This window comes from Stenotrophomonas sp. YJH_SMC_138 (genome assembly GCF_059369855.1).
Window position 1 is genome coordinate 986,001 of record NZ_JCAFTB010000001.1, and the last position, 12,695, is coordinate 998,695.

Here is a 12,695-nt window from a genome sequence, read left to right on the forward strand (position 1 = left end):
GTTACCGGCCAGCGGCCGGAACTACCTCATGCCGCGCCGACCAGCAGCAGCTCCAGCACGAACCAGCCGGCGAACGCGACCAGCAGGATTCCGCCTTCACTGCGGCTGATCTTCAGATCGCCACGCAGCATCGGGTACAGCACCAGGGCGAACGCCAGCAGTGCCGGCAGTTCCAGGCGCACGAACGAGGCCGGCAACGCCAACGGCTGCAATACCGCCATCGCCCCGATCACCAGCAGCAGGTTGACCACGCTGGAGCCCAGCACGTGGCCAAGCACCATGTCGCCGTGGCCGCGACGCGCGGCAGCAATTGCGGTTGCCACCTCCGGCAGTGCGGTGCCGATCGCCACCGGCAGCAGGCCGACCAGCAGCGGTGTCCAGCCCAGCGCGGCACCGAAGTCAGCGGCGGCGCCCACGACCAGGCGCGCGCCCCAGTACAGCGTCAGCGCTGCGATCAGCACCCGCAGCACGTTCAACGGCAGGCTGGTGCGGCTCAGGGCGGACTCGGCGATGGCCGCCTGCACCTCGGCACGCTCAACGCGGCCGCGGCGCAGCAGCAGCACCTGCATGACGATGAAGCCTGCCACCAGCACGCCGCCTTCCCAGCGCGCCAGGCGACCATCCAGCCCGAACAGGACCAGCAGCACGCCGGCCACCAGCAGCGACCACCACAGCACCGTCTGCAGGCGCGCGCGCAGCAACAGGGGCGCGGCGATGGCTGCCACCGCCAGGGTGAAGCCCAGGTTGACGATGCTGCTGCCCACGGCATTGCCCAGTGCCAGCTCCGGTTGGCCGACCGCCAGCGCGCGCGCATTGACCGCCAGTTCCGGCAACGAGGTGGTCACCCCGAGCAGCAGCAGCCCGGCAGTGAACGGGCTGGCCCCGAAGCGCTGGGCCAGGCCGGACACGGCCTTGACGATGGAATCCCCGCCCAGCGCCAGCAACAGCAGGCCGAGCAGGAACCAGGCAATGGCAATGGCGATCATCGAGCACTCCCCAGCAGTGGTGGCGCGATTCTACGCTTGGCCCGAGCGCATGGCTGGGCGGTGGATCAAGGATCAGCCACAGCCTTCGGCGTAATCGACCTGCGGGGTCTGGCCGACGCGCCAGGCGCTGACCCGACCATCGGCGCCGAGCGCGAAGTCGATGACCGCCCCGCCTTCCTGCGCCGGCCGCACGCGCAGGTGCTGCGCTTTCTCGTCGTACTTGTCAGGACCGACGTCCGCGCGCTCTGGGTACAGCACCTGCAGCTCGCCCAGGGTCATGCCGACCTTGCCGCCGCCCGGGGCGACGATCGCCGCACTGCGCACGTCATAGCGCACCAGCTTGCGTGCCTCGATCATCAGGCGAGGGTCTTCGGCGCCCTGCGGACGCAGGAAGTAGCAGCCGTCGTTGCTGTCGTCGGCCGGCAGGGGCTTGCCATTGGCGTCGGTGCCCAGTCCCTGCAGCGGCGTGCCGAAGCCGCTGCGGACCTCGGCGATGTCGGCGCCCAGCGTTGCACCGCCGAAGCCGTCCAGGCGCGCCGGACTGTCCTTGCGGAGGTCGTTGGCCGGGCGGGCGGCCAGGTCGGGATCCGCCGACTGCGCGGGCCCGGTCGCCGAGGCGGTTTCGGCCGGGGTGTCGCTGCCACTGCCGGCCGCCCCCTGCTTGTCGGGGCCAGCACTGCAGGCGGTGAGCGAAAGGAGCAACAGACCAGCAAGCGGAAGGTGCTTCATCGGTGCGGTTCCCTGGCACGAAGATGGCTGCACGCTAGCCCATCCCGTGTGCAGGCGCTGCATTGTCATCGCGGTTTCATCGCCTTCGTTCAGGCTCGGCGTGCACCGACTTGGCTGTCCCTTCCATGCAACCGCGCAAGACCGAACTCGCCCGAACCGCGCTGCAGGCCCATCGCGCGCCGCTGGACATGCGCCAGCGGCGGCTGCTGATCCTGTGCGACGGCCAGCGCAGCATCGCCGATCTGACCGGCCTGCTCGGCCAGGACGCGCCCGCCATGGTCATCCAGCTGGTGCAGGCCGGCTACCTGAGCACCGGTACCGGCGCCACAGCCGCACCGCCACCACCCGCAGACGCGGCAGCACCGGCACCCGCCACGCCGGCGGCGGCACCGGCTGCACCCGCAACCGGCAGCGAGCGCCGCCGCTCGCTGGTGGCCGCGCGCATCTATGTACTGGGCATCCTGGAAATGCAGCGCCACCCGCAGGCGGCGGCGCTGTTCCGCGACCTGCAGCAGGCGCGCGCCGAAAGTGAAGTACTGCAGGTGCTGCACTCGGCGATGCAGATGCTGCCCGGGCTGACCTCGGAGGGTTATTGCCAGCGTGTGCGGCAACGCCTGCTGGAAGCGCTGCCGCTGGAGCATTGCGACGCGTTCACCGAGGCCGCCTGAAGAAAAAGGGGACGGAGGGGATTAAGTCGTTTCAGGCACACGTGTGCTGATTGCGGCTTAATCCCCTCCGTCCCCTTTTTCGGGTCAGCGGTAGTTGTTGCGCAGGCCGTTCCAGCACTGCTGGTAATCGCCCTGGCGATGGCCGGCGGCCAGCGCCTGCGCGGTCGGACGGATCACCGCGCGGGTCTCGAACATGAAGGCCATCGTGTCCTTGATCACATCGGCCTTGGACAGATCGGCATTGGAGGCCTTGTCGAAGGTCGGCGCATCCGGGCCATGACCGCTCATGCAGTTGTGCAGCGATGCGCCACCCGGCACGAAGCCTTCGGCCTTGGCGTCGTAGGCGCCATGCACCAGGCCCATGAACTCGCTGGCGATGTTGCGGTGGAACCACGGCGGGCGGAACGTGTTCTGCGCCACCAGCCAGCGCGGCGGGAAGATCGCGAAGTCCATGTTGCTGGTGCCGGGTGTGTCGCTGGGCGAATGCAGCACCAGGAAGATCGACGGGTCCGGATGGTCGTAGCTGATCGAACCGATGGCGTTGAAGCGACGCAGGTCGTAGCGGTATGGCGCGTAATTGCCGTGCCAGGCCACCACGTCCAGCGGCGAATGGTCGATCGGCGCGCGCCACAGGCGGCCCTCGAACTTGGCGATCAGTTCGAAATCGCCATCGACATCCTCGAACGCCGCGTGCGGGGTCTCGAAGTCACGCGGGTTGGCCAGGCCGTTGGAACCGATCGGGCCAAGGTCGGGCAGCTTCAGCAGCGCGCCGTAGTTCTCGCAGATGTAGCCGCGGCTCGGGCCATCGGGAAGTTCCACGCGGAACCGCACGCCGCGCGGGATCACCGCGATCTGCTGCGGCTCGATCTCGATCACGCCCAGCTCGGTCAGCAGGCGCAGTGCGCCCAGCTGCGGCACGATCAGCAGTTCACCGTCGGCGTCGTAGAAGTAGCGACCGACCATGTCGCGGTTGGCAGCGTAAAGGTGGATGCCCACGCCGGCATGCGCGTCGGGCGAGCCGTTGCCACCCATCGTGTACAGGCCTTCGACAAAGTCGGTCGGCAGCTCCGGCAGCGGCAGCGGGCTCCAGCGCAGCTGGTTCGGTGAAGCCGGCTGTGCGCCGAAATCACACTGCAGCTGCGACTGCGCGAACGGAGTGAACTCGCCATGGGTCACGGCCGGGCGGATCCGGTACAGCCAGCTGCGGCGATTGCTGCCGCGCGGCGCGGTGAAGGCGGTGCCGGTCAGCTGTTCGGCGTACAGGCCGTGGGCCACCTTCTGCGGTGAGTTCTGCCCGACCGGCAGCGCGCCGGCGACGGCCTCGGTGGCGAATTCGTTGCCGAAGCCGGACTGGTAGCCGCGGGCGGTGATGGCGGGGGACATGGGAACTCCAGAGATTGCCGGCCAGCGGCCGGCACTACCATTCGGACAGGCAATGCCGGCGGGACGCCGACATTGCCTGCGGACCTTACAGCACGCCGCGGCGGATCTGGTCGCGCTCGATGCTTTCAAACAGCGCGGTGAAGTTGCCTTCGCCGAAGCCTTCGTTGCCCTTGCGCTGGATGATCTCGAAGAAGATCGGGCCAATGCAGTTCTGGGTGAAGATCTGCAGCAGCTTGCGCTGGTGGGTTTCCGGATCGGCGTCGATCAGGATCTTGTTCCTGGCCAGGCGCGCCACGTCTTCACCGTGGTTCGGCACGCGCTGGTCGATCACGTCGAAATAGGTTTCCGGCGTGTCGAGGAAATCCACGCCCTGCGCGCGCATCGCTTCGACGGTCTCGTAGATGTTCTCGGTGAAGCAGGCGATGTGCTGGATGCCCTCGCCCTTGTACGCGTCCAGGTACTCGTTGATCTGGCTCTTCGGGTCGGACGATTCGTTCAGCGGGATGCGCACGATGCCGTCCGGTGCGGTCATCGCCTTGGACACCAGGCCGGTCTTCAGGCCCTTGATGTCGAAGTAGCGGATCTCGCGGAAGTTGAACAGGCGCTCGTAGTAGTCCGACCACTGCTGCATGTTGCCGAAGTACAGGTTGTGGGTCAGGTGGTCGATGAAGGTCAGGCCGAAGCCGAACGGGTGCAGGTCGGCCCCTGCGATCGGCTCGTAGTCGCCGTCGTAGATGCTGCCGGCGCTGCCATAGCGGTCGACCAGGTACAGCATGCAGTCGCCGATGCCCTTGATGACCGGCGCGCTGACCGCCTTGCTGTCCGGCTTGAAGGCGATGGCTTCGGCGCCGTTGCCCAGCGCGGTCTGGTAGACCTCCTGGCCCGGCTTCTTGAAGCGGATGGCGAAGCCACAGGCGCACGGGCCGTGCTTTTCGGCGAAGTCGGCGGCGAACGAATCGGGGTCTTCGTTGACCAGGAAGTTGACGTCGCCCTGGCGATAGACGGTAATCGGACGCTGCTTGTGCTTGAGCACCGCGCTGAAGCCCATCTTCCGGAAGTACTCGTGCAGCTCCTGGCCACGGCCGGCCGGGGCGGCGAATTCGACGAACTCGAAGCCGTCGATGCCCATCGGGTTCTCGAAGGTGGTGACCTGCATGCCGGGGTTGGGATGCGAGGCGGTCGGGACTGCGGTATTCATGGCGTGGCTCCGAATCGGTACCGCATCGGTACAAACCAGGTGCGGGCAGGTAGGGACCCGGCGAGAATGCAGGGTCTGGACCCACCCCTTATAGTTACACTTGAAACCACCAGCAAGGTGCACCGCAACATGAGCCCCGCCGATCCCGTTTCGACCCGCCTGCGTGCCTCGCACGTCCTGCTCGACCTGGAACAGTTCCTGCCGTACCGGCTGAGCGTGCTGTCCAACCGGGTCAGCGGCAACATCGCCAAGCTGTACGGCGATCGTTACGGTCTGGCGATCCCCGAGTGGCGGGTCATCACCATCCTGGCGCTGTACCCGGGCTCCTCGGCCAGCGAGGTCTCCGACCGCACGGCGATGGACAAGGTGGCGGTCAGCCGCGCCGTGGCCCGCCTGCTGGAGCGCGGCTTCATCAAGCGCGAGACCCACGGCGACGATCGCCGCCGCTCGGTGCTGGCGCTGTCGGCCGCCGGTTTCGAGGTGTACGAGACCATCGCGCCGATGGTGATCGAGATCACCCGCAAGCTGATGTCGGTGCTGAGCGAAGAGGAAGAGCAGGTGCTGGAAAAGCTGATCCTGCGCCTGGCCGGCGAAGGCCTGGAGCGGATGGGCGAAGGCGTCTGAAAGAAAAGGGGACGGAGGGGATTAAGTCGCATCAGGCACACCTGTGCTGATTGCGGCTTAATCCCCTCCGTCCCCTTTTTTCAGCTGAGGTGCTTGCGGCGTGCGTGGATCCACGGCACGGCCAGTGCTGCGATGGCGCCGCCGGCGAAGCCCAGCGAGGCGGCCACCGTCGCTGCTTCGACCGCCCCCGGCAGCGCCAGCGCCGCCGCCACCAGCAGCAACGACGGCAGGCCGACGAAGGTGCCCAGGAAGAAGTGCCAGCGCGGTGACCAGGTGTTGAGCTGCAGCAGGCTGACCGGCTGCCAGGCGTCAGAGGCGGCGTCCTCGGCGATCTTCGCCACGGCCTTGGCCAGGTCCACTTCCGGCAGCGCGCGCCCCAGGCGGGCGGTCGCCAGCAGCTCGGCCACCGCTTCCACCGGCGGGAAGCTGGACGGCCACGCAACCGGCGCCGGCACGCCGTAGGCGGTCAGCAGCGGCACGCTCAACCACGGCGCCACCAGCGGGCGCATGCGGCGGCGCCCGTGCACGCACCAGATCTGCGGCTGGCCGTGCGCAGTGACGCTGTACAGCGCCAGTTCGTTGGCCGGCGGATAGCCGAGCATGGTCACCCGCGCGGCCAGGCTGTCCTGGCCCATCGCGCGCAGGAAGCCGGGGCGGCTGCGACCTTCCTGCATCCACGCCAGGCCCAGTGCGCCCACCAGATATGCCTCGGCGACGTCCTTGCTGCCGGCCGTGGCGCGCTCGTCACTGGCCAGATACCACGCCAGTGATTTCGGTTCGGCCACATCGTCCAGGCCCCAGCGGCTGTCGTCACCCAACACATGGCGCACCGGCAGTCGCGCGGGGGCGGTCTCGCCACGCTCGCCGGTCTGCAGGAAGGGCAGCACGCCCTGGATGAAGGTGGACAGCTCGATCGCGCGCGCGCCGTGGCCCTGCCATTCGGGCGGCAGCAGCCCGGCCAGCTGGCCTTCGGCGGCCAGCGCATCAAGCCGGGACTTCTGCTCGACCAGCTTCTGCACCGCCCCCTTCAGCACGACGTTGTCGGGCAGCGCGATCTGCGGCAGGCGATGGCGTGGCGGCGCCAGGTCGACGCTGTCCTCTCCGGTACCGGCGTCATCCAGCAGCGCTTCCTGCGGCGGCAGGGTCACGCCCTCGCCTGCCCCACCCTCGGCCAGGTCGCTGGCGGGTTCGGGCAATCGTTCGGCGTGGTCGCTGTGCATGGGCGTTCCGGAAGGTTGCATCGACGGGATGTCGACTGAGGTCCTTGCCGGTAACGGCGTGCTCACGGTGAAGTTGAGACGCCGATTCAGAGAGTGTGACGGTGCGCGCAGTAGATCCGCGCCAGGCGTGGATGCGCCTCAGTGCCGACCAACGGTCGGCACCCACCGGGGTGGGCGGTCAGCGGTCGGCACCCACCAGAGCATGCCGGCCAGCGGCCGGCACTACCCTATTCCGGTTTGTCAGGCGCCCACTGCTTGAGGAAGGCACTCACCCGCGCAGGCTGGAACGCCTCGCCCCTGCGCAGCTCGCCGGTGGCCTGCGATACCAGCAGGCCGCCATCTGCATCGAGCACCAGCAGGTACGGGTAGTCGCGAGCCATCACCGGGTACTGGGCGAAGAAGGCGGTGTTGGGCTGCTCGTCGCTGGCGTTGACCTTCACCCACACGTAGTGGGCATCGCGGAAGCGACGCAGGTCGCCGTTGCCTTCCACCACGTCGTCCAGCGCCCGGCAGCGCTCACAGGCGGCGTTGCCGACCTCCAGCAGGATCCGCTTCTTGCCACGCTGGGCTTCCACCTTGGCGGTGGCCAGGTCGTCGGCGGGGTTGCGGGCCGGGTCGAACTGCGCGCCGAGCCCGGCGATGGCGGCGATGTCCGCCGCCACCGGGGTGTTGCCCGAGGCCACCGGTTCGCTGGGGTCAGCAACCGGTGGCTCGGTGGGTCGGGTATCCAGGGGCTGCGTGGGCTCGGCGGCGGCAGGCGGTTGCGGTTGCGAACAGGCGCCGATCAGCGCCGCACAGACCACCACCATTGCACCACCGAGCTTGCTGCGCATGCCTTCTACCCTCTCATCATTACTTGACGCCGTGCATCAGCTTGTTGATCAGCGGGGCGATCAGGAACAGCACCACGCCGGAGCCGATCAGGGCCCAGAACCCGAAGGTATACCCCTTCAGGGCCGACTCGACCGTCATGCCGCCTTCACCACTGACCACGCCGGCGAAGATGCCCGACAGGTTGTTGCCGATGCCGGTGGACAGGAACCAGCCACCCATGCCGAAGCCGACCAGGCGCACCGGGGCCAGCTTGGTCACCATCGACAGGCCGATCGGCGACAGGCACAGCTCACCCACCGACTGGATGACGTAGACCATGAACAGGGTCCAGAACGGGATCTTGCCGTCAACGACCATCTGCGACAGGGCGAACATCAGCAGGGCGAAGGCGGCGCCGTTGAACAGCAGGCCCAGGCCGAACTTGCGCGGGATGGACGGATTGGCGCGGCCCATGGCCACCCAGATCCAGGCAATGACCGGGGCCAGGGTGATGATCGCCACCGAGTTGACCGACTGGAACCACGCGGTCGGGAAGGTCCAGTCACCGAACTGGCGGTTGACGATGTTCTCGGCCAGGAAGGTGAACGAGCTGCCGGCCTGTTCGAAGAACATCCAGAACATCACGTTGAAGGCGAAGATGATCAGCATGGCGATCACGCGGTCGCGCTGCACCTTGCCTTCGCGGACGCCCTCGACCAGCAGCAGGATGGCCAGCGCGGTGAACATCGCACCCAGGATCCAGGCCAGCGCGGTGGCGCCGGTAGCCAGCAGGAAGTACGCCACCGGGATGGCGACCACGGCACCGGCCAGCACCATGATGATGCGGCCGAAGCCTTCAGCGCCGGCCGGCGGTGCACCGATGCCCTTCAGGCCGGCGCGACCGATGTAGAACCACACCAGCGAGATCAGCATGCCCACGCCCGAGGCGATGAACACGACCTTGTAGGACGGCATCGCGTCGGTACCGAACACCTTGCGGGCCAGGTACTCGGTCAGCACCGGGGCGATCATCGCGCCGATGTTGATGCCCATGTAGAAGATGGTGAAGCCGGAGTCGCGGCGCTCGTCCTTCAGGCCGTACAGCTTGCCGACCATGGTCGAGATGTTGGGCTTGAACAGGCCGTTGCCTACGATGATCGTGGCCAGGCCAAGCTTGAAGATGTGCTCCTGCGGCAGCGAGATCATGAACAGGCCGGCGGCCATGATGATCGCGCCGGTCAGGATCGAGCGCTGGTAGCCCAGTACCCGGTCGGCCACGTAGCCACCGAAGATCGCCGCGGCGTATACCAGGGCCAGGTAGGCGCCATAGATGCGGCTGGCGTCGCCTTCACCGGCAGCGCTGCCGTTGTAGAACTGGGCGACGATGTACAGCACCAACGCCCAGCGGATGCCGTAGAACGCAAAGCGCTCCCAGAACTCGGTCATGAACAGCATCCACAACGGGCGCGGGTGGCCCAGCGTGGTCTTGAAGTCCGGCAGCGCCGGCTCTGGGGTGTTCGCAGTGGCGTTTACGCTCATGCGGATTTCCTGGTTCGGTGGATGACGAGCACGTCCGCTGTGCAGTTGGAGCAACGCGCGAGGATCACCGACTTCTGCCGTTCACGTCAAATACACGCCGTTTGGGGCAGGTGCCAGCCTGCTCGCTGAACTTGCATCTGAAACGATCCAGCCAATGGCCGGGGTCCAAGCTGAATGGGGGTCAGCCCAGTTCTGCCGGGGGTGCCGCCTGCAGGCTGGTGCGCACCTGGAACAGTTCGGGGAAGAAGGTCAGCTCCAGCGCCTTGGCGAGGAAGCCCACGCCGGACGAGCCGCCGGTGCCGCGCTTGAAGCCGATCACGCGCATCACCGTGCGCATGTGTCGGAATCGCCACAGCTGGAAGGCGGTCTCCAGGTCCACCAGGTCCTCGCACAGCGCGTACTCGCGCCAGTAGCGGTCGGTGTCCTGGTAGATGCGTTCGAAGACCGGCTGCAATGCGTCGTCAGCCACGTGCGGCTGGGTCCAGTCGTGGGCCTCGTAGACCGCCGGCACGGCATGGCCGAAGCGGGCCAGGTACTTCAGGAATTCCTCGTACAGGCTCGGCGCCTCCAGCACGATGCGCAGCTGCGCCTGCCCGGCCGGGTCGTGCTCGAACACCTGCAGCATCTGCGCGTTCTTGTTGCCCAGCAGGAACTCGATGTAGCGGTACTGCAGCGACTGGAAGCCCGAAGACGGCCCCAGCACGTCGCGGAAACCCATGTATTCGGACGGGGTCAGCGTTTCCAGCACCGACCACTGCTCGGTCAGCTGGCGCAGCACCTGCTTGCTGCGCGCCAGCACCTTGCGGCACTGCCAGACTTCATCGCGCTGCAGGAAGCCGATCGCCGCACGCAGTTCGTGGCCGAGCAGCTTCAGCCACAGCTCCGAGGTCTGGTGCTGGATGATGAAGAGCATCTCATCGTGGTGCGGCGGGTTGGACAGCGGCTGCTGCGCGCTGAGCAGCTGGTCCAGCCGCAGGTAGCCGCCGTAGGTCAGGCGTCCCTGCAGGTCGGTGTGGATGCCGGCTTCGAGATCGCGTTGGTTGTTGTCGACGGACATGGGCGGGACCAGATCGGGGGCGGCAAGGGTAGCGCGTTGCCGCCGCGCTGGCAGCCGCCGGGTCCATACCGGGGCGTGCGGTGCCCCGTGGAGCATTGGCCGATGCGGGGCCTGCGCGTGGAACCGATCGGGTCGTTGCGCCAGCAGTCAGCCAGAGGCGTATTCTGATGCTTTGCAGCAACGACTGAATACGTTGTTGTTATTGGCCCCCCACCCGCCGGCAGGGGTAAAACAGGACGTTGCCGTGTTGCGGCGCAGGAAGGCTATTCCGTACGCGTTCCTTAACATGGCGATTCATATCATTTGTAACTTCTCTGTCGAAGGTGCAGTACGCAATGACGGTTGCCGCTGAATTCAAGATCGAATACCTGCAGTACCTGGACACGGACGGCAAACTCGTCCGCGATGACCTGCCCGCGTCGCTGCGCGACCCCCAGGTCCTGGTACCGCTGTTCAAGCAGATGCTGTTCGTACGTACGTTCGACAGCAAATCCATCGCACTGCAGCGCACCGGCAAGCTGGGCACCTATGCCGCCTGCCTGGGCCACGAAGCCGCGCACGTGGGTATCGGCGCGGCGATGCAGAAGGACGACGTGTTCGCGCCTTCGTACCGCGAGTATGGCGCGATGTTCATGCGTGGCGTGCGCCCGCACGACGTGCTGATGTACTGGGGCGGCGACGAACGCGGCAACGATTACGGCGGCAACGCGGCCAAGGACTTCCCGTTCTGCGTGCCGATCTCCACCCAGTGCCTGCATGCCGCAGGCGCCGCGCTGAAGTTCAAGCTCAACAAGGAACCGCAGATCGCCGTGGCGGTGTGCGGCGACGGCGGCAGCTCCAAGACCGACTTCTACGCGGCACTGAATTCGGCCGGCGCCTACAAGCTCCCGCTGATCCTGTGCATCGTCAACAACGGCTGGGCCATCTCGGTCCCGCGTTCGGCCCAGACCGGTGCCGAAACGCTGGCGCAGAAGGGCCTGGCTGGCGGCCTGCACTGCCTGCAGGTGGACGGCAACGACCTGATCGCCGTGCTGGCTGCCATGGAGCAGGCGCGCGAACGTGCGCTGGCCGGCGACGGTGGCACCGTGCTGGAACTGATGACTTACCGCCTGTCCGACCACACCACCGCCGATGACGCGCGCCGCTACCGCGACGATGCTGAAGTGAAGGATGCCTGGCAGCGCGAGCCGATGCTGCGCCTGCGCAAGTACCTGATCAACGCCGGTGTATGGAGCGAGGATGAGGAAAGCGCCTGGGTCGCCGAGTGCGGCAAGCGCGTGGACGAGGAAGTGAACCTGTACCTCAACACGCCGGTGCAGCCGGTCGAGGCGATGTTCGACTTCCTGTATGCCGATCCGCCGCCGGACCTGCTGGCCCAGCGTGCCCAGGCGATCGCCCTGGAGAAGCGCCATGGATGAGATCAAGAACGGCGCGCCCGGCGCGCACACCAACGCCGCCGACAGCGCTGCGGTCGCGCGCGGAGAAGAGAGCATGACCACCACCCCGATCACCCTCATCGAAGCCATCACCCAGGCGCTGGCCTGGGAGCTGGAACACGACCCGTCGGTGCTGGTGCTGGGCGAGGACGTGGGCGTCAACGGCGGCGTGTTCCGCGCCACCGCCGGGCTGCAGCAGCGCTTCGGCTCGGACCGCATCCTCGATACCCCGCTGGACGAAACCACCATCGCCGGCCTGACCATCGGCCTGGCCGCACAGGGCATGAAGCCGGTGGCCGAAGCCCAGTTCGACGGCTTCATGTACCCGATGGTCGACCATATCGTCTGCCACGCGGCACGCCTGCGTTACCGCACGCGTGGCCGCCTGCACTGCCCGATGGTGCTGCGCGTGCCGTGGGGCGGTGGCATCCGCGCGCCGGAACACCACAGCGAAGCCAACGAGGCGATCTTCACCAACGTGCCGGGCCTGCGCGTGGTGCTGCCGTCGTCGCCGCAGCGTGCCTATGGCCTGCTGCTGGCCGCGATCCGCGAGCCGGATCCGGTGATCTACATGGAGCCCAAGCGCATCTACCGCCAGTACAAGGAAGTGGTCGTCAACGACGGCGAAGCCTTGCCGCTGGACGTCTGCTTCGTGCTGCGCGACGGCACCGACGTGACCCTGGTGACCTGGGGCGCGCAGGTGAAGGAAGCGCTGGAAGCGGCGGACAAGCTGGCCGGCGAAGGCATCAGTGCCGAAGTCATCGACGTGGCCACGCTGCGTCCGCTGGACTTCGCCACCATCGCCGAATCGGTGGCCAAGACCGGCCGCTGCGTGATCGTGCAGGAGGCCCCGAAGACCGCGGGCTTCGGCGCCGAGATCGCCGCGCGCCTGGCCGAGGAATCGATCTACGACCTGCTGGCACCGGTCGAGCGCGTCACTGGCTACGACACCCACATTCCGCTGTTCCGCCTGGAAATGAAGTACCTGCCGAGCGTTGAGCGGATCGTGGCTGCGGCCAAGCGCGCGGTGGCGGCCGGCTGA

General features: G+C 67.3%; 12 protein-coding genes. 4 read left to right on the top strand and 8 right to left on the bottom strand.

Translation table 11 applies throughout. From position 1 onward, the window contains the following. Positions 1-26: 26 nt before the first annotated feature. Entirely contained in the window at positions 27-986 is a 960-nt protein-coding gene (locus AC5P7I_RS04405; RefSeq protein WP_014648680.1) for a sodium:calcium antiporter, read from the bottom strand. A gap of 72 nt (positions 987-1,058) precedes the next feature. Continuing rightward, the gene (locus AC5P7I_RS04410; protein ID WP_495222142.1) at positions 1,059-1,715 is read right to left on the bottom strand and encodes a hypothetical protein; all 657 of its coding nucleotides are present in this window, start codon (positions 1,713-1,715) and stop codon (positions 1,059-1,061) included. A gap of 125 nt (positions 1,716-1,840) precedes the next feature. Between AC5P7I_RS04410 and AC5P7I_RS04415 the strand changes: the two genes are divergently transcribed. Then, complete coding sequence (locus tag AC5P7I_RS04415) at positions 1,841-2,383, top strand: hypothetical protein (RefSeq protein WP_014648682.1); 543 nt, start codon at positions 1,841-1,843, stop codon at positions 2,381-2,383. 84 nt (positions 2,384-2,467) lie between these two features. Here AC5P7I_RS04415 and hmgA read toward each other — a convergent pair whose 3' ends face one another. Next, positions 2,468-3,766 carry a homogentisate 1,2-dioxygenase gene (gene hmgA / locus AC5P7I_RS04420; protein WP_014648683.1) on the bottom strand — a complete coding sequence of 433 codons (1,299 nt, stop codon included), beginning with the start codon at positions 3,764-3,766 and terminating at the stop codon, positions 2,468-2,470. A gap of 85 nt (positions 3,767-3,851) precedes the next feature. Beyond that, the gene (gene hppD / locus AC5P7I_RS04425; RefSeq protein ID WP_014648684.1) at positions 3,852-4,964 is read right to left on the bottom strand and encodes a 4-hydroxyphenylpyruvate dioxygenase; all 1,113 of its coding nucleotides are present in this window, start codon (positions 4,962-4,964) and stop codon (positions 3,852-3,854) included. Between the two features lie 129 nt (positions 4,965-5,093). On the opposite strand from hppD, the gene AC5P7I_RS04430 reads away from it, so the two are divergent. Next, entirely contained in the window at positions 5,094-5,588 is a 495-nt protein-coding gene (locus AC5P7I_RS04430; RefSeq protein ID WP_014648685.1) for a MarR family winged helix-turn-helix transcriptional regulator, read from the top strand. Positions 5,589-5,668: 80 nt separating this feature from the next. Here AC5P7I_RS04430 and AC5P7I_RS04435 read toward each other — a convergent pair whose 3' ends face one another. The 4 genes from AC5P7I_RS04435 to AC5P7I_RS04450 form a co-directional block, all read right to left on the bottom strand. Next, positions 5,669-6,808 carry a hypothetical protein gene (locus tag AC5P7I_RS04435; RefSeq protein WP_014648686.1) on the bottom strand — a complete coding sequence of 380 codons (1,140 nt, stop codon included), beginning with the start codon at positions 6,806-6,808 and terminating at the stop codon, positions 5,669-5,671. 227 nt (positions 6,809-7,035) lie between these two features. Continuing rightward, complete coding sequence (locus tag AC5P7I_RS04440) at positions 7,036-7,641, bottom strand: thioredoxin family protein (RefSeq protein WP_014648687.1); 606 nt, start codon at positions 7,639-7,641, stop codon at positions 7,036-7,038. Positions 7,642-7,660: 19 nt separating this feature from the next. Continuing rightward, a complete protein-coding gene (locus AC5P7I_RS04445; RefSeq protein ID WP_014648688.1) occupies positions 7,661-9,160 on the bottom strand; it encodes a peptide MFS transporter in 1,500 nt (499 codons plus the stop codon). A 181-nt stretch (positions 9,161-9,341) separates the two neighbouring features. After that, positions 9,342-10,217: a tryptophan 2,3-dioxygenase gene (locus tag AC5P7I_RS04450; protein ID WP_049404537.1), complete on the bottom strand. Its 876-nt coding sequence runs from the start codon at positions 10,215-10,217 to the stop codon at positions 9,342-9,344. 335 nt (positions 10,218-10,552) lie between these two features. On the opposite strand from AC5P7I_RS04450, the gene pdhA reads away from it, so the two are divergent. Both pdhA and AC5P7I_RS04460 read left to right on the top strand, forming a co-directional pair. Beyond that, positions 10,553-11,635, top strand: coding sequence for a pyruvate dehydrogenase (acetyl-transferring) E1 component subunit alpha (gene pdhA, locus AC5P7I_RS04455; protein WP_049404539.1), 1,083 nt, complete (start codon positions 10,553-10,555; stop codon positions 11,633-11,635). Next, positions 11,628-12,695: an alpha-ketoacid dehydrogenase subunit beta gene (locus AC5P7I_RS04460; protein ID WP_005414714.1), complete on the top strand. Its 1,068-nt coding sequence runs from the start codon at positions 11,628-11,630 to the stop codon at positions 12,693-12,695. The genes pdhA and AC5P7I_RS04460 overlap by 8 nt, the downstream gene beginning before the upstream one ends.